The sequence below is a fragment of the Streptomyces sp. NPDC002817 genome (assembly GCF_053592055.1).
This window is the reverse complement of record NZ_JBSFUY010000001.1, coordinates 41,361-62,292: the sequence shown is the minus strand read 5'-3', so window position 1 is coordinate 62,292 and position 20,932 is coordinate 41,361. Positions and strand designations below refer to the sequence as shown.

At 71.1% G+C, this 20,932-nt stretch carries 16 protein-coding genes and 1 other RNA gene; 5 read left to right on the top strand and 12 right to left on the bottom strand.

Annotated elements, in window-relative coordinates; all coding sequences use genetic code 11:
• Positions 1-16 precede the first annotated feature (16 nt).
• The 8 genes from dacB to ftsE form a co-directional block, all read right to left on the bottom strand.
• Positions 17-1,573, bottom strand: a complete 1,557-nt coding sequence (gene dacB, locus ACWD3I_RS00260; RefSeq protein ID WP_365401938.1) for a D-alanyl-D-alanine carboxypeptidase/D-alanyl-D-alanine endopeptidase — start codon at positions 1,571-1,573, stop codon at positions 17-19.
• Between the two features lie 46 nt (positions 1,574-1,619).
• Entirely contained in the window at positions 1,620-2,585 is a 966-nt protein-coding gene (locus ACWD3I_RS00255; RefSeq protein ID WP_365401941.1) for an extracellular catalytic domain type 1 short-chain-length polyhydroxyalkanoate depolymerase, read from the bottom strand.
• A gap of 99 nt (positions 2,586-2,684) precedes the next feature.
• Complete coding sequence (locus ACWD3I_RS00250) at positions 2,685-3,233, bottom strand: hypothetical protein (RefSeq protein ID WP_365401944.1); 549 nt, start codon at positions 3,231-3,233, stop codon at positions 2,685-2,687.
• 74 nt (positions 3,234-3,307) lie between these two features.
• Positions 3,308-3,695, bottom strand: a transfer-messenger RNA (tmRNA) gene (ssrA, locus tag ACWD3I_RS00245).
• A gap of 98 nt (positions 3,696-3,793) precedes the next feature.
• The gene (smpB, locus tag ACWD3I_RS00240) at positions 3,794-4,336 is read right to left on the bottom strand and encodes an SsrA-binding protein SmpB (protein WP_365402056.1); all 543 of its coding nucleotides are present in this window, start codon (positions 4,334-4,336) and stop codon (positions 3,794-3,796) included.
• 58 nt (positions 4,337-4,394) lie between these two features.
• Entirely contained in the window at positions 4,395-5,564 is a 1,170-nt protein-coding gene (locus ACWD3I_RS00235) for a S41 family peptidase (RefSeq protein WP_365401947.1), read from the bottom strand.
• Positions 5,565-5,631: 67 nt separating this feature from the next.
• Entirely contained in the window at positions 5,632-6,549 is a 918-nt protein-coding gene (ftsX, locus tag ACWD3I_RS00230; RefSeq protein WP_365401950.1) for a permease-like cell division protein FtsX, read from the bottom strand.
• A 34-nt stretch (positions 6,550-6,583) separates the two neighbouring features.
• Positions 6,584-7,273 (bottom strand): cell division ATP-binding protein FtsE, encoded by a 690-nt coding sequence (gene ftsE, locus ACWD3I_RS00225; RefSeq protein ID WP_030780423.1) that lies wholly within the window; start codon positions 7,271-7,273, stop codon positions 6,584-6,586.
• A gap of 231 nt (positions 7,274-7,504) precedes the next feature.
• On the opposite strand from ftsE, the gene ACWD3I_RS00220 reads away from it, so the two are divergent.
• Positions 7,505-7,696: a hypothetical protein gene (locus ACWD3I_RS00220; protein ID WP_046260948.1), complete on the top strand. Its 192-nt coding sequence runs from the start codon at positions 7,505-7,507 to the stop codon at positions 7,694-7,696.
• 97 nt (positions 7,697-7,793) lie between these two features.
• Here ACWD3I_RS00220 and ACWD3I_RS00215 read toward each other — a convergent pair whose 3' ends face one another.
• From ACWD3I_RS00215 to ACWD3I_RS00200, 4 genes are all read right to left on the bottom strand, one after another.
• Complete coding sequence (locus tag ACWD3I_RS00215) at positions 7,794-8,399, bottom strand: hypothetical protein (protein WP_365401954.1); 606 nt, start codon at positions 8,397-8,399, stop codon at positions 7,794-7,796.
• Positions 8,400-8,688: 289 nt separating this feature from the next.
• The gene (gene prfB, locus ACWD3I_RS00210) at positions 8,689-9,792 is read right to left on the bottom strand and encodes a peptide chain release factor 2 (RefSeq protein WP_365401957.1); all 1,104 of its coding nucleotides are present in this window, start codon (positions 9,790-9,792) and stop codon (positions 8,689-8,691) included.
• Between the two features lie 81 nt (positions 9,793-9,873).
• A complete protein-coding gene (locus ACWD3I_RS00205) occupies positions 9,874-11,112 on the bottom strand; it encodes a serine/threonine-protein kinase (RefSeq protein ID WP_365401960.1) in 1,239 nt (412 codons plus the stop codon).
• A gap of 133 nt (positions 11,113-11,245) precedes the next feature.
• Positions 11,246-12,913 carry a serine/threonine-protein kinase gene (locus ACWD3I_RS00200; protein WP_365402059.1) on the bottom strand — a complete coding sequence of 556 codons (1,668 nt, stop codon included), beginning with the start codon at positions 12,911-12,913 and terminating at the stop codon, positions 11,246-11,248.
• 330 nt (positions 12,914-13,243) lie between these two features.
• Between ACWD3I_RS00200 and ACWD3I_RS00195 the strand changes: the two genes are divergently transcribed.
• The 4 genes from ACWD3I_RS00195 to ACWD3I_RS00180 all read left to right on the top strand — a co-directional run bounded on the left by ACWD3I_RS00195 (position 13,244) and on the right by ACWD3I_RS00180 (position 20,835).
• Complete coding sequence (locus ACWD3I_RS00195) at positions 13,244-17,053, top strand: FtsK/SpoIIIE domain-containing protein (RefSeq protein WP_365402062.1); 3,810 nt, start codon at positions 13,244-13,246, stop codon at positions 17,051-17,053.
• A gap of 173 nt (positions 17,054-17,226) precedes the next feature.
• Positions 17,227-18,600, top strand: coding sequence for an ABC transporter substrate-binding protein (locus ACWD3I_RS00190; RefSeq protein WP_365401963.1), 1,374 nt, complete (start codon positions 17,227-17,229; stop codon positions 18,598-18,600).
• A 4-nt stretch (positions 18,601-18,604) separates the two neighbouring features.
• Positions 18,605-19,957: a carbohydrate ABC transporter permease gene (locus tag ACWD3I_RS00185; RefSeq protein ID WP_365401966.1), complete on the top strand. Its 1,353-nt coding sequence runs from the start codon at positions 18,605-18,607 to the stop codon at positions 19,955-19,957.
• Positions 19,954-20,835: a carbohydrate ABC transporter permease gene (locus ACWD3I_RS00180; RefSeq protein ID WP_365401969.1), complete on the top strand. Its 882-nt coding sequence runs from the start codon at positions 19,954-19,956 to the stop codon at positions 20,833-20,835. Before ACWD3I_RS00185 ends, ACWD3I_RS00180 begins: the two co-directional genes overlap by 4 nt.
• Positions 20,836-20,932: the final 97 nt, after the last annotated feature.

The following is a 20,932-nucleotide window of genomic DNA, read 5'->3' as shown; positions in this document are numbered from 1 at the left end:
GCGCAGGCCCTTCGCCTCAGCAGAGGACGGGCTTGCGCCACGCGCACTCGAGGTCGCCGCCCCGTGCCGTCCTCGGCTCGACCAGCGTGGCGGCCTCCTCCGTCGACTTCGCGAGCGTGACCACGATGGCGTCCTCCAACGGCTTCACGGAGGACGCCAGATAGTTGTTCAGGACGATGCTGAAGACCAGCTCGCGTCCGTCGGCGTCCGTGACATAGCCGGAGAGGGCCGACGCCCCCGTCAACGACCCGGTCTTCGCCCGTGCGTTGAGCGCGGCGGCCGTCCCGCACATCCGCGTCCGCAGCGTGCCACCGACGAACCGGTCCGGATCGCAGGCGACCGGCAGCGAGCGCTTCCAGTCCGCGTACCAGGGCTCGGCACGCACGGCGAGCAGCAGCTCGGCGAGCTGTCCGGCGGGGAAGTTGTCCATCCGCGACAGCCCCGAGCCGTCCACCTGCCGCACCTTGGCGGTGTCGACGCCGATGCCCTTGAGATATCCGGCGATCGCGGCGAGCCCGGCGCTCCAACTGCCCTGCTTCGACACCTCGTAGCCCATGGCCTTGGTGAGGATCTCGGCGTGCATGTTGTTGGACAGCTTCATGAAGGGGATGAGCAGGTCCTTCAGCGCCATGGATTCGTGCGCCGCCAACCGCCGTGCGCCGGCCGGCGTCTGACGTCCGAGCCGGTTCGGTCCGGTGACCTTGACCCCGTGGTCGGCGAGCGCGTCACGGAAGACGTCGGCCGCGTATCCGGTGGGCTCCCAGACGGTCATCCACTCCTTGGCACCCGCGCCGCCCACGGGTGTCGTACCGCTGACGACGATGTCGTTCGTACCGTGCTCCCGCTCGACGGTGAGGGCGTTCGCACCACCGGCGGCGACGGTCGTGGCCCGCACCTCGATGTCGACGTAGTCGGTGTCGGGTGTGACGGTGACGACCGGCTCGTCCCCCGCCGCCGCCCCCGGGGCGACCGTCACGATCACGGTCCCGGTGTCGTAGTCGGTGTCCGGGGCCACGCTCAGCGCGCTGATCTGCGCCGCGTAGTAGTACGACTCGTCGTCCCAGGCCCAGTCTCGCCCGAGCCGCTGTGCGTCGAACCGGGTGTCGTCGGCGATCAGCCGCCCGTCGACGCGGGTGACGCCGGACGCGGCGACCTGGGCGGCGAGCCTGTCGTAGTCGGCGGCGAGCAGGGTCGGATCGCCGGTGCCGCGGAGGTAGAGGTCGCCGCGGAGCACGGAGCCCGACCGTCGCCCGTCGGCCAGTACGTCCGTGGTGAACCGGTGGCCGGGGCCGAGGATCTCCATCGCGGCGGCCGAGGTGGACAGCTTGGTGTTGGAGGCGGGCATCAGCCGGGTGGTGGGCTGATGCTGGTACAGCAGCTCACCGCTGGCGGCATCGGCGACGACGACACTCGCCACCCCGCCCTCCATACGTGCGTCGCCCAGGACGGTGTCGATGGCCTCGGGAAGGCCGGAGCGGTCCGAGTCCGCTCCGGCCTGCGCGCCGGGGCCGAGGACGGCGGCGACGAGCGCCACGGTGACGGCCCAAGTCCACTTGCCTCTATGGGGGTTCATGCCAGCCGAGCATTCCGGATCCAGGCGCTCGTCACCAGAACACCTCTCAGCCGTTCAGCCCCCACGCGGCACCCATCCGGTAGGCGGCACACAGGTTCACGTCGAGGATGTACGCCCCGGCGGTCCCGCACTGCGCGCTCCCGCTACCGGGGTCGACGGGCTGCCCGTGCCCCATGCCGGTGATGCTGTACGTCTCGACGACGGTGCCGCCGCCCGCGCCCGTGTACGTCCGATGCGGATACCCGGCGACGGTGTCGCTCACGTCAGCGACCTGGTCGCCGCCCTGCACATCGGTCCACTGCTCGACGAGGTCGGTCATGTTCACGGGCTTCACGGTGTAGTCGCCGGTTCCCTGGAACGCGACCAGCGTCGGCCAGGGCCCGGCGTACCCGGGCCGCGCGGCCCGCACCCGGTCGCCCCACTGGTCCGGCGTCTGCGTGGCCCCGACGTACATGCACACATACGGCGACCCGGCGGCCTGCGCACACCCGTACGGCAGCCCGGCGACGATCCCGCCCGCCGCGAACTTCTCGGGATACGCCGCCATCATCACGGCGGCGAGCCCGCCCCCGGCGGACAGCCCGGTGACATGCACCGGCCCCCCGGAGACATCGCCGACCTGCCACTCCACCATCTGCGCGACGGACGCGGCCTCGCCCTGGCCGCGTGTCATGTCGCCGCTCTGGAACCAGTTGAAGCAGAGCGAGGCGTTGTTGGCGGACTGCTGCTGCGGCAGCACCACGGAGAAGCCCCACCGGTCGGCGAGCTGCGTCCACCCGCTGCCGGCGCCGTATCCGGAGGCGTTCTGGGTGCACCCGTGCAGCGCGACGACGACCGGCCGCCCGGCGGGCAGCCCGTCGGGGACGTACCGGAACATCCGCAGCGCGCCGGGATTGGTCCCGAACCCGGTGACCTCCTGGACGGAAGCGGCGGAGGCGGGCGTCGGGGTCAGGAGGACGGCGAGGAGCGCCGTCAGGACGGTGAGCAGGGTCGCGGCTCTGGTCTGTGTCATGGGGAGGGACCGTAGAAGCGTGAACGAGCCCCCGATATGGGGTCGCGCACCACAACGGGCGGGGCGCGCATGGGGTCTTCGGCCCGATGCCCTCGACTGTCAGACCCCGCCGTACGCCACCGTCCGCCCCGGCCCCACCTCATGGGCGACCCGCTCGGTCAACTCCCGGCCCGCATCCCTCAGTCGGTCGTGGGCCGCGGTGAGCGCGGCGTCGTCCCGGTCCGTCACCCAGATGTCCATGGCGGCGTCGACTGCCTGCGCCCACGCGTACAGGTCGTCCACCAGGGCCTCGGAGAGGCCGAGGGCGGCGGCGGGGTCGTCGGGGGCGAAGTCGTCGAAGCCCTCGGCGCGCAGCGGGTACCACTTGTACTCGCCCTCGACGACGATGTGCGACGGAGACGGCGGGGTGTCGTGCGGATCGGCGGCCCAGTGCAGCCGCGGGCACCCCCAGCACACGGACTTCGTGGTGTTGTGCCGCTCGTCCTGGTACCGCACCGACCAGCTCGGACCGAGGTGCTTCGCCAGCGCCTGCGCGGCTTCCAGGTCGGGCTCACGGAGCCGGAGGGCGAGGTCTGCGGGCAGCTTGAACCCGCCGAGGTACATGCCGGCGCGCAGCAGCAGTCGCCGGGGGCGGTCCGGGGGCGTCATGGGGCACTTCCGTGGGTCATGGCACGACAGAGCCCCACCGCTCGAAAGCGACGGGGCTCTGTCGTACATGGGATGAGTGGAGATGGCGGGAATCGAACCCGCGTCCAACGGTGCAGAATCAGGGCTTCTCCGTGTGCAGTTCGCTGTGATTTTCTCGGCCCCGGCAATCACGCGAACAAGTCGCCGACGGGCCCAGTCACTGTTTGATTTCCCATCGAACCCCGTGACCGGGCTCGATGGTTTAGTTCCCTAAATTATGCCAGGATCCGGGTCGGGAACACTCCCGGGCTGACACCCGTTATGGGCCTCCACTCACTGCTTATTAGGCAGCGAGGGCGAAGGCGCGGGAATCGCTCTTGTTAGTGGCGATTATTGGTTGCGACATATGGTTTACGAGATCATTGCCGCTTCCTCGACACGCTTCCCCTGCTTCGACATCCGCTGTCGAAACCGATCATCCCCATGTTGTTTTTTCAATCCCCTCCGGAGAGGGGGGCGCACCTTCGCTGAGGTGCAGTGCCCATCGTACGTGACCGACGCACCGGGGTGCCAGCCTATTCCTACTGGCCCCGCTGCTTCCGCTTCGCCGCCGCGATCGCCCGGTCCGACTCCCGCCGGTCCTGCTGCTCGCGCAGGGTCTGCCGCTTGTCGTACTCCTTCTTTCCTCGCGCGAGCGCGATCTCGGCCTTGGCCCGGCCGTCCTTGAAGTACAGGGCGAGGGGCACGATCGTGTGACCCGTCTCCTGGGCCTTCGACTCCAGCTTGTCGATCTCCTCGCGGTGCAGGAGCAGCTTGCGCTTGCGGCGCACGGAGTGGTTGGTCCAGGTGCCCTGGTGATACTCGGGGATGTGGGCGTTGTGCAGCCACGCCTCCCCTTGGTCGATCTGGACGAAGCCGTCGGTCAGCGAGGTCCGTCCTTCGCGCAGCGACTTGACCTCGGTACCGGTCAGCACGATGCCGGCCTCGTAGGTGTCGATGATCGCGTAGTCGTGCCGGGCCTTCTTGTTCTGGGCGACGATCTTGCGCTTGCCGCCCTTCTCGCCGTCCCGGCCCTTGGCGGCCGTCCCGCCCTGCTTGGGCTGGGACTCCTTCGGTACGTACATTCCCTTGCTCATAGTGCCGCCCATTTTCGCACTACGGAGGGGGTGTACGGGAAGTCGTTTACGACGGGGGGCCCAGCCCGCCCAGGACCGTCTCCGCGCGCTCGATCACCTGCTGGTCGGCGTCCAGGTCGGGGGTGATGCCCTTGCCGTCGACACCGCGCCCGGACGGCGTCCGGTAGTGCCCCACGGTCAGCTCGGCCACCGACCCGTCGGGGAGCCGGCTGGGCATCTGCACCGAGCCCTTCCCGAAGGTGCGGGACCCCACGACCACCGCGCGCCCCCGGTCCTGCAACGCACCCGTGAGCAGCTCGGCCGCGCTCATCGTGCCGCCGTCGACGAGCGCGACCAGGGGTCTGGTGGTGTCGCCGCCGAGGTCGGCGTGCAGGGCCTGCTGGGCGCCGTCGACGTCGTAGGTGGCGACGAGGCCGCCGTCGAGGAAGGCGGAGGCGGCGGTGACGGCCTCGGTGACCAGGCCGCCGGAGTTGCCGCGCAGGTCGAGGATGATGCCGGAGGCGGCGGGGGCCTGTCGTACGGCGGTGCGGACGGCGTCGCCGGAGCCCTTGGTGAACGAGTCGATCTTGATGACGGTGATCCCGCCGGCGAGCTCTCGAACGGTGACGGAGTCCGTGGACAGTCGGGCCCGCCGCACCGTCTCGTCCCACGCACGCGTGCCCCGCTCCAGCCCGAGTGTGACGGCCGTACCGGCCGCCGCGTCGGTGGCGTCACCGCGCAGTAAGGAGACCACCTCGGTGACGGGCCGCCCGTCGACCTTCCGCCCGTCGACGCTGCGCAGCCGGTCGCCGGCCCGGATCCCGGCGACGGCCGCGGGCGACCCGGCCCGCACCTTGGTCACCTCGATACGTCCGCCCCGCTCCCGCCGTGCCCACAGCCCGACGCCGGTGTACCGCCCGTCGAGGGCCTCTTCGAACTCCTCGTACTCCCCCGGCGAGTAGACGGCACCCCACCGGTCCCCACTACGGCTGACGGCCCGCTCAGCCGCCTCCACGGGCGACTTCCCGGCGGCCATGGCCTCGGCGGCGGCCTCGGCGACATTCTCCTGCCGCCCGGCCGGCACGGCCGAACCGCCCCTGTCCTGCGTGCCTTTCCGGTCGGCCTCGGGCAACGACCCGGTCGCGGCCCCCGCCACCAGCACACTCGCGAACACCAACGTCAGGGCCGCCCCGCGGCCGATGCGACGGGGCTGACAGAACAGGTCTCGGCCTGACATGCGGGTGAGTCTAGGACAACGCGAAGGGCCGCACGGGCGGTTGCCCGTACGGCCCTCTTGGCATGTGTCACACCTTCAGGTACTTGCGCAGCGCGAAGAACGCCGCCAGTGCCGGCATCAGCAGGCTTGTCGCCAGGATGAGGGGGAGTTTTGTCAGTACGGCGTCCCAGCCGATGAAGTTGATCAGGTTGAGCTTCTCGGACAGGGCCAGGCCGTGGTCGATGATGAAGTAGCGGGCGACCACCAGGAATCCGCAGGCGACCGTGCCTCCGATGAGCCCGGCGACCGCGGCCTCCATGATGAACGGGGCCTGGATGTAGAAGCCCGAGGCACCGACCAGGCGCATGATGCCGGTCTCGCGCCGTCGGCTGAACGCCGAGACGCGCACCGTGTTGACGATCAGCATCAGGGCGACGACCAGCATGAGCGCCATCACCGCTCGCGCGGCCCAGTTCATGCCGTTGAGAAGGCCGAAGAGGTTGTCCAGGATGCCCTTCTGGTCCTGCACGGACTGCACACCGTCCCGGCCGTCGAAGGCGGTCGCGACGACCTGGTACTTCTCCGGGTCCTTCAGCTTGATGCGGTACGACTCCTGCATCTGGTCCGGCGTGAGGGAGGCGGCCAGCGGGGAGTCGCCGAACTGCTCCTTGTAGTGCTTGTACGCCTGGTCCTGGGTCTCGTAGGTGACCTTCTCGACGACCGACATCTTTTTGATGTCGGAGAGGATCTCCGTCTTCTGGTCGTCGGTCACCGCACCCTTGGCGCAGTTGGGGTCGGACTCGGCGTCGCTCTTGTTGCAGAGGAAGACCGAGACGTTGACCTTGTCGTACCAGTAGCCCTTCATGGTGCTGACCTGGTCGCTCATGAGGAGCGACCCGCCGAACAGGGCGAGTGACAGGGCGACGGAGACGACGACGGCGAAGGTCATCGTCAGATTGCGACGGAGACCGACACCGATCTCGGACAGTACGAACTGGGCGCGCATGGCGTCTGGTTGGGCCTTTCCGTGGACTGTGCGGTCAGTGCTGGTAGCCGTAGACGCCGCGCGCCTGGTCGCGAACGAGGCGGCCCTGCTCCAGCTCGATGACGCGCTTGCGCATCTGGTCCACGATGTTCTGGTCGTGCGTCGCCATCAGCACGGTGGTGCCCGTCCGGTTGATCCGGTCGAGCAGCTTCATGATGCCGACGGAGGTCTGCGGGTCGAGGTTGCCGGTGGGCTCGTCGGCGATCAGCAGCTTGGGCCGGTTGACGAAGGCCCGCGCGATGGCCACGCGCTGCTGCTCACCACCGGACAGCTCGCCCGGCATCCGGTCCTCCTTGCCGCCGAGCCCGACGAGGTCGAGCACCTGCGGCACGGACTTGCGGATCTCGCCGCGCGACTTGCCGATGACCTCCTGCGCGAAGGCCACGTTCTCCGCGACCGTCTTGTTCGGCAGGAGCCGGAAGTCCTGGAACACCGTCCCCAGCTGGCGGCGCATCTGCGGCACCTTCCAGTTGGAGAGGCGTGCGAGATCCTTGCCCAGGACGTGCACCTGACCGTGGCTGGTCCGCTCCTCGCGGAGCACCAGCCGCAGGAAGGTGGACTTTCCGGAGCCGGAGGACCCCACGAGGAAGACGAACTCGCCCTTCTCCACTTCCAGGGACACATCCCTGAGTGCGGGGCGGGTCTGCTTGGGGTAGACCTTGGAGACGTTGTCGAATCGGATCACGGATGCACCACGGTTAGCCGGGGGTAGATGAGCGTGACCATACGCGACCGGGGTGTGCGGGCGCAGGCACCGGTTGCGGTTGCGTGCTGGATGTGCCTTTTGTGTACCTGCTCAGGGGGTCACTCCGAGAGCGCTCGAGCCGTTTCCGGAGGAACCTGGCACAGTGGAAGGGGAACGTTCCGGACCCGGGGAACGTTCTGTACAAGGAACCGGCACTAGGAGGGCGAGCGCATGACGTACGACCGGCTGGTGTGCGCGAACTGCGCCGCGCCCGTGAATGAGGGCCGCTGCCCCGTCTGCCGCGCGAACCGTGAGCGGCTCACCCAGGACAACCTGTTCGCCCAGCTCAACCCCATGACGCTGATCGCTCTGCTCGCCGTGCTGATCGCGGCGGTGGCCCTGCTGGCCCACCAGACCGCGTAGGCGGCCTCTACGGAACGCCCGAGGGGCCCGGAGCGATCACTCGCTCCGGGCCCCTCGTCGTACGACGTGCACACCTGTCGTGTGCGCGCGGCCACCGTCAGGCAGCGGCACCGCCGCGGCCGCCCACGAGGCGCGGCAGGATGCGGAAGCCGATACCGCCGGCGATCATCGTCGCGGCACCGATGACCAGGAACGTGGTCTTGTCGTTGGCACCGGTCTCGGCGAGCTCGGCGCCGCCGCCCTGGGCCGACGTGTCGGTGGAGGTCTCCGAGCCGGTGTCGGTCAGGGACGAGGAGCCCTGCTGCTGGGCGGAGGTGTCGGAGCCGCCGTCGGGGTTGGTGTTGTTGCCGTCACCGTTGTCCCCGTCGTCGTTGCCGCCGCCGTTGTCGCCGTCGTCGGTCGGGTCCGCGGTGGGCTCGTCCGTCGGGTCCTCGGTGGGCTCCTCCGTGGGCTCGGTGGGCTCGTCGGTGGGGTCCTCGGTGATCGGCGGCTCTTCCGTCGGAAGGTCCGTCGGGAGGTCGGTGGGGACCGTGTCCGTCGGCGTCGGGTCCGGGGACGGCGACTCCTCGCCGCACAGGATGCCGAGCAGGCAGTCGTCCGTCTCGGCCGCGGAGGCGGCACCGGCGGCGGTCAGGGAGGCGCCGGCCGCGATCACGGCACCGGCGGCTATGCGCGCGATCCGGATGCGCGTCTTCTTGGTCATAAGGTTGCTACCCCCAGTAGCTCATCGTCAGTGAGGCGGCGCTCGGGGGCCGTGATCGACGGGGGCGGCTGCGCTCGGGTCCCCCGGTTCACATGCGCCCCAGAGATACGCATGCCGCGCCTCACCATTCCCATTTTTCAAAGCAACGTCAAGGCCGTTGCGTACGCGATGTCCGGGTAAGGGTTCTTTGCGGGGAGACGGAGCCTGTGAGTGTGATGTAAAACCCAGACATCCGAGCACAGAAAAGGCAACTACCGCCGCGGGGGCAGTAGTTGCCTTGTCGACAAACTTACTTCTCCTGCTGCTTGCGCCAGCGAATTCCGGCTTCGAGGAAACCGTCGATCTCGCCGTCGAGCACGGCCTGCGGGTTGCCGACCTCGAACTCGGTGCGCAGGTCCTTGACCATCTGGTACGGGTGCAGGACGTACGAACGCATCTGGTTGCCCCAGGAGCTGCCGCCGTCCTTGAGGGCGTCCATCTTCGCCCGCTCCTCCTGGCGCTGCCGCTCGAGGAGCTTGGCCTGCAGCACGTTCATGGCCGTGGCCTTGTTCTGGATCTGCGAGCGCTCGTTCTGGCAGGAGACCACGATGCCGGTGGGGAGGTGCGTCAGCCGGACCGCGGAGTCCGTCGTGTTCACGCCCTGGCCGCCGGGGCCCGAGGAACGGTAGACGTCGACGCGCAGATCCGACTCGTCGATCTCGACGTGGTCGGTCTGCTCCACGACGGGAAGGATCTCCACACCCGCGAAGGAGGTCTGACGGCGACCCTGGTTGTCGAAGGGCGAGATCCGGACGAGCCGGTGGGTGCCCTGCTCGACGGAGAGCGTGCCGTAGGCGTACGGCACCTGCACGGCGAAGGTGGTCGACTTGATGCCGGCCTCTTCGGCGTACGACGTCTCGTAGACCTCGGTCTTGTAGCCGTGGCGCTCGGCCCAGCGCAGATACATGCGCTGGAGCTGCTCGGCGAAGTCGGCGGCGTCGACGCCACCGGCCTCGGCGCGGATGTTGACGAGCGCCTCACGGGCGTCGTACTCACCGCTCAGCAGCGTCCGGACCTCCATCTCGTCCAGCGCCTTCTTGACGGAGGTGAGCTCGGACTCGGCCTCCGCGAGCGTGTCCGGGTCGTCCTCCTCCTCGGCCATCTCGAAGAGCACGGAGAGATCGTCGATCCGCCCGCGCAGCGCCTCGGCCTTCCTGACCTCGGCCTGGAGGTGGCTCAGCTTGCTGGTGATCTTCTGCGCCTCGTCCGGGTTGTCCCACAGGGACGGCGCGGCCGCCTGCTCCTCGAGCACGGCGATGTCTGCCCTCAGCTTGTCGAGGTCCAGAACGGCCTCGATCGACTCCATGGTCGAGGAGAGGGACTTGAGCTCTTCGGATACATCGACGACTGCCACGCCTCCAGCCTAACGGCTGTGGCAACCGACCAGCGCCGAGCGGTATCGGGGCGGGAAACCCGGCACGTGCCCCACCCACCGTCACGGAGACGCCGGTGCCGAGTTCTTCGTGTCCTGGGGAGTCCCCGCGTCGTCCCCCGAGGTCGCCGCCCATGTGCCCACCCCGGCCGCCGCCACGAGCACCACCGCGGCGACGCCCACCACGATCCGGCGCCGACGGGTCGCGGCCCGGTTGCGCGCGGAACCAGGACGCGGCGCCCCGGCCGCCCGCGGCACCCGCGCCGTCCCCCGCGCGCCTCCCGCCAGTTCGTCCGGCGCCGGCACCCTCATCGACGTATGCGTGTCCCGGTTGGAGTCGGCCGGTTTTGCACCCGGCACCAACGGCACCGCACCGCGCCGTACCGGCGCCGAGGACGCGGGCTGCTCCGACGGCGCCTCGTACGGCTCCTCCTCGTCGTCCTCCGCGTCCGGCTCGTCCACGTCCAGCGGCGCCATCCCGGCCAGCAACGGCAGCAGCTCCCGCAACCGCGCCCCCAGCTCGGAGGCGCGCAGCCGGGAGGCCGGCGCCTTGGCGAGGCACTGCACGAGCAGCTGCCACAGCTCGTCGGGGATGCCGGGGAGCGGCGCCACGGTCTCGGTCACATGGCGGCGCAGCACCGCGCCCGGGTGTCCGCCGCCGAAGGGCGTGAAGCCCGCCAGCAGCTCGTACAACACCGTCGCCAGCGCGTAGATGTCCACGGCCGCGCGCGGCGGCAGCCCCTCCACGATCTCCGGCGCCAGATAGTCCGGCGTGCCGATGATCTTCGTGGCGCGGGTGCGGCGCGGGGTGTCGATGAGTTTCGCGACCCCGAAGTCCGTCAGCAGCGCGCGGTGCGAGCCGCCGGGCCCCAGGGGGCCCTGCATGTCGAGGAGTACGTTCTCCGGTTTGACGTCCCGGTGCACGACGCCCGCCGCGTGGGCGGCCGCCAGCCCGTCCGCGATGTCCGCGACGATCGCCACCGCGGCCTCGGGCGCCATCCGCTTGTCCCGGTCGAGCCGGGTGCGCAGATCGGTGCCGCGGACGAGGTCCATGACCAGCGCGAGGTCGTTGCCGTCCACCACGAGGTCGCGAACCGAGACGATGTTGGGGTGCTCGAGCCCGAGCAGTGCCGTGCGCTCCTGCACGAACCGCCCGACGAGCTCCTGGTCGGACGCGAGGTCCTCGCGCAGCAGCTTGACGGCGACGGGCCCCTCGGGCCCCTCACCCAGCCACACCGTGCCGGCACTGCCCCGCCCCAGGATCTGGTTGGCGGTGTACCGGCTGCCGATCTTCCGTGCCAAGGCTGCTCCTACAGACGCGTGTTGGCGATAAAACTACGCGTCCGACGAGCCCACCTTCACCGTGGAGGCGGAAATCACCCGCCAGGTGTCGACAAATCTCCAGAGTCGCCACGGATCCGGCGGCCCGCAGGGGCTACTGGCCGCCGGAGCTGCCGCCCAGGTCCCCGATCCACCCGGACACCGTGCCGATCATGTCGCCGATCTGGTCCCAGTAGCTCTTGCCCGTGCCGATCCAGTCCTGCAGCGGGCTCAGCTCCCAGATCAGCCAGCCCGCGACAAAGAGGATGACGATCGTGAACAGGCAGCCCTTGAGGCAGCCGAGACCCGGGATCCGCATCGGGCTGGAGCTGCGCTGCCGCGGCTGCCGGGGCTCGCGCTGGGGCTGCTGGGGCTGCTGGGGCGGTGCGTACCGCTGCGGCTGCGGCTGGGGCTGCGGCGGCGGTGCGTACCGCTGGGGCTGCTGTTGCTGCTGCGGATGACCGCCGTAGCCCTGCTGGGGCTGCTGGGGTTGCTGAGGCTGTGGACGCTGCTGACGCTGCTGCGGCTGCTGCGGGCGGGCGACCTGCCGCTGGGGGCGGCGGCGCAGCGGGTCCTGGTTCGGGTCGAGGTACTGGACCTGCGTCTGCTCGTTGCGGTCGCGGGCCGCGCGCAGCTGGTTCTGCCAGGGGTGCGGGTCCTCGGGGCCGCCCTGTCCCTGCTGGCCGGGCTGCCCGGGCGGCACCGGCGGCAGGACGGCCGTCGGGTCGGCCGCGCCGCGGTTCGGCAGTACGGCGGTGGGGTCGGCGGCGCCCATGTGCGGCAGGACGTTGGTCGCGGCGTTCGGGTCGTACGCGCCGGCGCCGTGCGGCAGCACCTGGGTGGGGTCGGCGGAGCCCGGTACGGCCGCGGGGGCCGGGTCGGGCGCGAGGAGGACCGCGACGTTCTCGGCGGCCGCGATCTGCGCGGAGTTCGCGTGCACGCCCACGCCCTCGGCGACGACCCGCAGACCGCGCGCGAGGTTCTCGGCGCTGGGCCGGTCGTCGGGGTTCTTGCGCAGACAGCGCTCGATGATCGTCCAGAGCGGGTCGGGGACCGTGGAGGGGCGCCTGGGCTCGGAGCTCAGGTGCTGGTGGAGCACCTCCAGGGCGGAGCCGCCGGAGAACGGCGGGCGGCCGGTGACCAGCTCGTACAGCAGGATGCCGGCGCCGTAGATGTCGACGGCGGAGGTCTGCGGGCGGCCCTCGGCGGACTCGGGGGCCACGTACGCGGGCGTGCCGACGAACTCGTGGGTGCGGGTCAGGCCCGGGGAGTCGGCGAGGCGCGCGATGCCGAAGTCGGTGAGCAGCGGGTGCATCTGGCCGCCGTGCTGCTTGAGCAGGACATTGGCGGGCTTCAGGTCGCGGTGGACGACGCCGTCGGCGTGGCTGGCGGCGAGCGCGTCGGCGATCTGCGCGGTGAGCAGGGCGGCGCCGACGGGGCTGAAGGGGCCGTTCTCACGGAGGTAGCGGTGCAGGTCGGGGCCCTCGACGAGGTCCATGACCAGGGCGAGCAGATCGCCCTCGACTACCAGGTCGCGCACCCGCACGATGTTCGGGTGGGTGAGGCGGAGCAGGACGGAGCGCTCCCGCAGGAACCGCATCACGATGTCCGGGTCGCTCGCGAGCTCCTCCTTGAGGACCTTGATCGCGACCGTCTCGCCGGCCTGCCCCTGCACGGCGGCCTCGGCGCCCGCGGCCTCACGCTGGCGGGCTCGCCAGACGGTCCCCGTGGCACCGCGTCCCAGCGGCTCCTCGAGGAAGTACTTGCTGCCTACCGGCCGCACGTCATGCGCTCCCTGCTGCTTGCCTGTGTTCCGGTCCACTGTAGTGCCGTCTCCCTGAGCACTACGTAGGCGTTGCGAAGCCTGTTCGGAGGAAAGACGCCCGACTCGGTCTCCTGGTTGCCGGAGGTTGACGTGACCGATCTCAAGTGATCGTCGACGAGGCACTGGTCAGGCACTTTTAGGGGCAGAGCTGACCAATCAAGATCACTTATCCTCGGGAGCGGGGCGCGTTGTCAGTGGCAGGTGCGAGGATGCCTTCAGTACTGGCCGATGTGCTCGTGTGGGGTGGGGGACAGTTCCGCGCCCGGGCAGAAGGGACCGCTGACGGCGATGCAGATCCGGCTGACCGTCGTAGACCCGCTGGGCCCGCCTGCCGAGGCCCATGTCCGCGCCGCGAGCTGCGACGTGCTGGTCACAGCACCCGCCGGTACGGCCCTGGCGGCGATAACGTCCGCACTGGCCTCGGCGATCTCCGGCGAAGGCGCGCTCGCCTCCGGCACCGGACAGCCCGTGCTGTACGCCGGTGCCGAGCGGCTCGACGCCCAGCGCTGCACCATCGGCGAGCCCCCGCTGACCGACGGGGCCGTGCTCTCCCTCGGCGCCCCCACCGACCCGGAGCCGCACCCCGAGGTGGACGACGCACCCACCCGCCTCGACGTGGTCGCCGGGCCGGACGCGGGCGGGGTCCATCTGCTGCACGGCGGCCGCATCGAGATCGGCCGCTCCGGCGACGCCGACGTCCCGCTCGACGACCCGGACGTCTCCCGGCTGCACTGCGCGGTGACGGTCGCCGCCGACGGCCGCGTCTCGGTCGCCGACCTCGACTCCACCAACGGCACGGTCCTGGACGGCATCCGCGTGGGCACCCGCCCCGTCCGCTTCGCACCGGGCGCGCTGCTGCGCGTCGGCGAGTCGGCCCTGCGACTGGCTCCGCCCGGCGGCCCGGGCGCGCGGCTGCGCACGGCGCCGGACGGCGAGGGGCACGTGCGCGTGGCGCCTCCGGCGGAGGCCGACACCGGTTCGGGGGCGCCTTCCGGACCGACGCGGTATGCGTACGGCACCGCCGACTTGAGCACCGCACCGGCGCAGGAGGACGTGGAACAGCCTGTCGTGCCCGGCCAGGGACAGGCGCCACGGATCGAGAGCAGAGGGGCGCGGGCGTACGAGGCGAAGGGCCCCGTGTCCCGTCGGCGGGTGTCCGGGGTCGCGGGGCTCTCCGGGGCGCCGGGCGCCGGGGGCGGTGGGGAGACCCATGGCGGCCGGTTCGGCGCGGGCGCCTCCGACGGGGGGTTCGGCGGTCCGGCGACCGCGGGCGGCGGCGCTGCCCCGTCCGGCCCGGCCTCCGACGACAGGGCAGCCGCGAGCGGCCACCCCGGCCCGGGCGGCATTCCGGCCTCCGGCGGACTTCCGCGCGGTGCGGCGACGCGCGGTGGCCCCGCCGACCCCCGTGACATCGCCGCGTCCGGCGGGACCTTCGGCTCCGGAGACACCCGCGCACCCGGCGGGACGACCGGTTCCCGGTCCACCCCGGGCCAGAGCGGGTCGACCGACTCCGCACAGGCCTCCGCCGCCACAGGCTCCGGCGACGAGCACACCCGCGCCGTGGACACCCCGGCAGGCAGCCGCCGCAAGGGCACCCCTCTGCGTGGCACCGACGTACCGCAGGGCGTGCGCAAACGCGGAGGCCTCGGCGCGTGGGCCCGGAAGCTGACCGGCGGACGCGGTGAGCAGAGCACGACCGCCGGGAGCGAGGCGTACGACGAGGAAGTGGCCGACACCCCGCCCGTCCCCTCGGCCGACACCCCGCAGCAGCCGGACACCTGGCCGGACCCCGCGGCACTGCTGCTGACCGCGCTGGGCCCCGGACCGCGCCTCTGGGAGCGCGGGCCGGACCACCCGGAGGCGCTCACGGTGCGGCTGGGCACGGCGGACCGGGCGGCACCCGACGGCTCGGGACTGCTGCCCGCGGTGCCGGTCACCGCCGATCTGCGCGAGGTGGGGGCGCTGGGGCTGGCGGGCCCGCGCGCGCGGCTGGCCGGGCTGGCCCGCGCGGTGGTCGCCCAACTCGCCGCGCTGCACTCCCCCGACACCCTCGAGATAGTCCTGATCAGCGCCGACCGCTCCCGCCCGCTGGCCGAGCGCACCGCCGAGTGGTCCTGGCTGGGCTGGCTCCCGCATCTGCGCCCGGCCCACGGCCAGGACTGCCGCCTCCTCCTCGCCTATGACCGCGAACAGGCGACGGCCCGCACGGAGGAGCTCCTGCGACGCCTGGACGAGACCCCGCAGGCTGCGGGATCGAAGCGCCGACCGGGGCGTCCGGCTCAGGGGCCCGGCGGCACGGGGCTCGCGGAGCAGGACCGGGGGCGCACCGCGACCCGCGGCGGCATCGAGAGCGACGGCCGAGGCGAGACCCCGGCCGAGGCCCGCGGCGCGACCCGGCGGCCCTCCTGGGCGCGGGACGACGACAGGGCACCCGGTTTCGAAGGGCCGTACACCGTCCTCCTCGTGGACAGCGACCCCGGCGGCGCCGATGTGCGCGAGGCCGTGGCGCGGCTGGCGCTGGAGGGCCCGCGGGCCGGGATACATGTGGTGTGTCTCGCCGAGACGGCACCGGCCTCGCCCGCGTCGCCGGTGACGGAGACGTACGAGACGGCGTGCGCGGCGTCCCCGGCGTTCCGGGAGTGCGGCGCGGTCGCGCTGCTCAGCGGGGACGTGGCGACGGCGTTGCGGCTGATGCGGGTGGCGCGGGGCGGCGCTCCCGGCTCCGACGGCACCGTCGTACTCAGCTCCGACAACGCGCTCGCACCCGGCCGGCCTTCCGGCCCCGTCGGCGAGACCCCCGCCGGTCACCCCAACCCCCAGGCCCACACCACCGGCCCCGTGGGCCATGGCACCGTCGCCGCCGTGGACGCCGTCTCCCCCGCCTGGGCCGAGCGGTTCGCGCGGGCGCTGGCACCGTTGCGCACCGACGGCGCGGGTGGTGAGCGGCAGCCGCGGGTGTCGGCGCCGTTGCCGCAGATGGCGCGGTTGCTGGACGAGTTGGGGCTGGCGCGGGCCACCCCGGCGTCGCTGATGACGCGTTGGGCGGACGCGGCGGACGACACGGAGGCGCTCGGCGGACGGGCCTGGGCCGTGCTCGGCGCCGGTCCGCGCGGACCGGTCTGCGCGGACCTCGTGGCCGACGGCCCGCATCTGCTGATCGAGGGCCCGGCGGGCAGCGGCCGTACGGAACTGCTGCGGGCGGTCGTCGCCTCGCTGGCCGCCGCAGAGCGGCCGGACCGGCTGAGCATCGTCCTGATGGACGGCCGGGACAGCGTGGGCACGGGCGGCGGCCACGGCGAGGGCCTGCGGGTCTGTACGGACGTACCGCATGTCACGACCCACCTCACCGCCAACGACCCGGTGCGGATGCGGGAGTTCGCCCAGTCCCTGAGCTCCGAGCTGAAGCGGCGGGCGGAGCTGCTGGGCCGCTCCGACTTCGCCGAGTGGCATACCGGACGGGAACTGTCGGGCCGCATGGTCGCCCAGCGGGGGTCCGCCGGCGGGGCCGGTGATCTCGACGCCCCGTCCAGCTCGACCATTCGGCTGCGCCCCGCCGCGGCCCGTCAGCAGACCGAGTCGGCACCGCCGTTGCCCCGCCTCGTCGTGGTCGTCGACGACCTGGACGCCCTGGTCTCCCCCGCGCTCGGCTCGCCGGGCCGGCCCTCCGCGGGCTCGGTGATGCGCGCGCTGGAGGCCGTGGCGAGGGAGGGCGACCGGCTCGGCGTCCACCTGGTGGCCGCGGCGGCCTCCGGCGGTCGTACGGCGGAGTCGGACGCGGCCAGGAGGGCGGCCCTGCGGGTCACCCTGGACACCCCGGCACCCGGCCCGGACGAACCCGCGCCGGGGCGCGGCCGCCTGACCTCCGCGGACGGAAGGGTCACACCCCTCCAGGGCGGGCGGGTCACCGGACGCATCCCCCGGACGGCCACACTGCGCCCGACAGTGGTCCCCCTGGACTGGCACCGCATGGGCGACCCGCCGACCCGCCGCCCGGTACGGGAACTGGGCAACGGGCCGACGGACCTGGCGCTGTTGGCGAGCGCGCTGGAGCGGGCGGCACGCGAGGTGGCGGCCACGGAGGTCCCGTCACTCCTCTAGTTCCGGTCCGGTTCCGGTCGGCGCACTCTGTCCAACTCCTGTGTCCCGTTACGACGCGACAACGATCCCCCGCTTGACACCGCACGCGGTCTTGCCGACCCCAGGCCCCCGGCGTAGACCAGAGCCACGGGACAGCGCTCGGCGTTCGACGACGAACGAAGAACGGGGCAGTGATGCGCAGCACGAGCACATACCGGACACGAAGGGTCACCGCGACAGCCGCCGCCCTCCTGGCGGGAGCCCTGACGCTCACCGCGTGCGGCGGGGACGACGACAACGGCAGCGACAACGCAACCAACGGCACGGAGACCGGCGGCACCTCCGTCACGCTCCCCAAGCTCGACGGCCAGACGCTGGAGGTCGCCGCCGTCTGGACCGGAGCCGAACAGGAGAACTTCACCAAGGTCCTGAACGAGTTCACCAAACGCACCGGCGCCAAGGTCAAGTTCGTACCGACCGGCAACAACACCTCCACCTTCCTCGCCGCCAAGATCGAGGGCGGTCAGCCCCCGGACGTGGCGTTCCTGCCGCAGGTCGGTGTGTTGCACCAGTTCGCGGAGAAGAAGTGGCTCAAGCCCCTCGGCACGGAAGCCAAGGCGCAGTTGGACAAGAACTTCTCCCAGGGATGGCGTGACCTCGGGGCGGTCGACGGCCAGCAGTACGGCGTCTACGCGAAGGCCGCCAACAAGTCCCTGATCTGGTACAACACCGCGGCCTTCGAGGCGGCCGGGATCACCGAGACGCCCAAGACGTGGAAGGAGTTCATCTCCACCGCGCAGACGCTGTCCGACGCCGGCTCCCCCGCCGTCTCCGTCGGCGGCGCGGACGGCTGGACGCTCACCGACTGGTTCGAGAACGTCTATCTGTCCCAGGCGGGGCCGGAGAAGTACGACCAGCTCGCCAAGCACGAGATCAAGTGGACGGACCCCTCCGTCAAGGACGCCCTCTCCACGCTCGCCGAGCTGTGGGGCAAGGACGAGCTGCTCGCGGGCGGCCGCAAGGGCGCGCTGGACACGGAGTTCCCGAAGTCGGTCACCCAGGCCTTCACCGGTGACACCCCGGCCGCGATGGTCTTCGAGGGCGACTTCGTCACCGCGAACATCAACGCCGACACCAAGGCGAAGGTGGGCACGGACGCCAAGGTCTTCCCGTTCCCGGCGGTGGGCGCCGAGTCCCCGGTGGTCAGCGGCGGCGACGTGGCCGTGGCGCTGAAGGACAGCAAGGGCGCCCAGGCGCTGCTGACCTTCCTCGCCTCGACGGACGCGGCCGAGGTCTGGGCGGCGCAGGGCGGCGTCCTCTCCCCGAACAAGGAGATGGACCAGAGCAAGTACAAGGACGACGTGACCCGGCAGATCGCCAAGGCGCTCATCGACGCGGGTGACGACTTCCGGTTCGACATGTCCGACCAGGCACCTGCGGCCTTCGGCGGCACACAGGGCACCGGCGAGTGGAAGGACCTGCAGGACTTCCTCAGCAACCCGAGCGATGTCGCGGGCGCCCAGCGGAAGCTGGAGGCCGACGCCGCCAAGGCGTACGGGGCCGGCTGACCCCATGGCCTCCGTGGCGAACTCGACGGGGGGCGCCGGCGCACTGCCGACGCCCCCCGTGTCTCCGCGCAAGAGTGTGACGAGGACGCGGTTGTGGGTGGCGGTGCTGTTCCTGCTGCCCGCGCTGATCCTTCTCGGCGCGCTCGTGGTCTATCCGATCGGATGGTCGGTCTGGCGCAGTCTCTACGACGCCGACGGCTCCGGCTTCGTCGGCCTGGACAACTACGGCGACATCTTCAGCAACGACGCGACGCTGACCGCGGTCAAGAACACCGCGATCTGGGTCGCGGTCGCCCCGGCCGTGGTCACGGCGCTCGGTCTGATCTTCGCGGTGCTCACCGAACGGGTGCGCTGGGGCACGGCGTTCAAGCTGATCGTCTTCATGCCGATGGCGATCTCGATGCTGGCCGCGGGCATCATCTTCCGGCTGGTGTACTCGGCGGACCCGGACCAGGGTGTCGCCAACGCGGTGGTGACGACCGTGCACGACACGTTCGTGGACTCCTCGGTCTATCCGAAGGCCCGGCCGAACGCCGCGGTGAGCGATCTGAAGGCCTCGGGCGGCGGCTCGTTCACCTCGACCGGCACGGTCCAGGCGGGCACGCCGGCGCTGCTCCCGCTCGTCGGCATCGCGCCCAACAAGCTCCCCGGCAGCCCCGAGGACGCCAAGGAGGCCACCGGTGACGGTGTCACCGGCACCGTCTGGCTGGACTTCAAACTGGGCGGCGGCGGCACGAAGGGCCAGATCGACCCCGGCGAGAAGGCGCTGAAGGGCGTCAAGGTCGAGGCCGTGAAGGACGGCAAGGTGGTCGCCTCCACCAAGAGCGGCGCCGACGGCACCTTCAATCTGCCCGGCGAGGCGGACGGGGCCCAACTGCGGCTGCCCGGCTCGAACTTCTCGGCGCCCTACAACGGCATCGACTGGCTCGGCCCGACGCTGATCACCCCGGCGATCATCGGGGCGTATGTGTGGATGTGGGCGGGCTTCGCGATGATCCTGATCGCGGCCGGCCTCGCGGGGGTGGACCGCAACCTCCTGGAGGCGGCCCGGGTCGACGGCGCCAACGAGTGGCAGGTGTTCAGAAAGGTCACGGTGCCCATGCTGGCGCCGGTCCTGGTCGTCGTCCTCGTCACGCTGATGATCAACGTGATGAAGATCTTCGACCTGGTCTACATCATCGCCCCGCAGCCCAGTCAGGACGACGCCAACGTGCTGGCGCTGCAACTGTTCCAGTCGTCGTTCGGCGGCGGCGCCAGTTACGGCATCGGCAGCGCGATCGGTGTCATCCTGCTGCTGCTCGTGCTGCCGGTGATGTGGGTCAACCTCCGACGGCTGCGTAAGGAGCGTGAGCGATGACCGCTCTCGACACGACCGTGCGCGCCAAGCGTTCGCTCGCCGCCCGGGTGGCGAGCGGGGCGGCCGGCGGGGTGATGCGGGTCTTCCTGATCGTCATCGCGCTGGTGTGGCTGGTGCCGACCTTCGGGCTGCTGGTCTCCTCGTTCCGCGACCCGACCGACATCGCCACCTCGGGCTGGTGGAAGGTGTTCACCGCACCGGGACAGCTGACCGCGAACAGCTACGAGACGATCCTGAAGAACGACACGATCACCAGCTCCCTGTTCAACACCATCTGGATCACCGTCCCCTCGACCCTGCTCGTCGTGATCATCGGGGCGATGGCGGGATACGCCTTCGCGTGGATGGACTTCAAGGGCCGTGACACGTGGTTCATGATCGTGGTGGGGCTGCTCGTGGTGCCGGTGCAGATCGCGCTGATCCCGCTGACGTTCCTCTTCCGCGACGTCGGGATCTTCGGCGACATCATCGCCGCCATCCTCTTCCATGTCGCCTTCGGACTGCCGTTCGCGATCTTCCTGCTGCGCAACTTCTTCGCGGAGATCCCCCGGGAGCTCCTGGAGGCGGCGCGCCTGGACGGGGCGGGCGAGGCCCGGCTGTTCGCGACGGTGGTGATGCCGCTGGCGGCACCCGCGCTGGCCTCGCTGGGCATCTTCCAGTTCCTGTGGGTGTGGAACGACATGCTGGTGGCGCTGGTGTTCACCAACGCCGACTCACAGCCGCTGACCGTCGCCCTGCAGCAGCAGGTACGGCAGTTCGGCAGCAACATCGAGATCCTGGCGACCGGTGCCTTCATCTCGATGGTGATCCCGCTGCTCGTGTTCTTCGCGTTCCAGCGGCAGTTCGTGACCGGGGTGATGGCGGGCGCGGTCAAGTAGCCCGTACGACAGCCCAATTGAAGGGGTGGACCGCGGCCGGTCCGCCCCTTCGTCCTCGCCGAGAATCCCCCGTATGCCGCACACCACGTAACCAAGT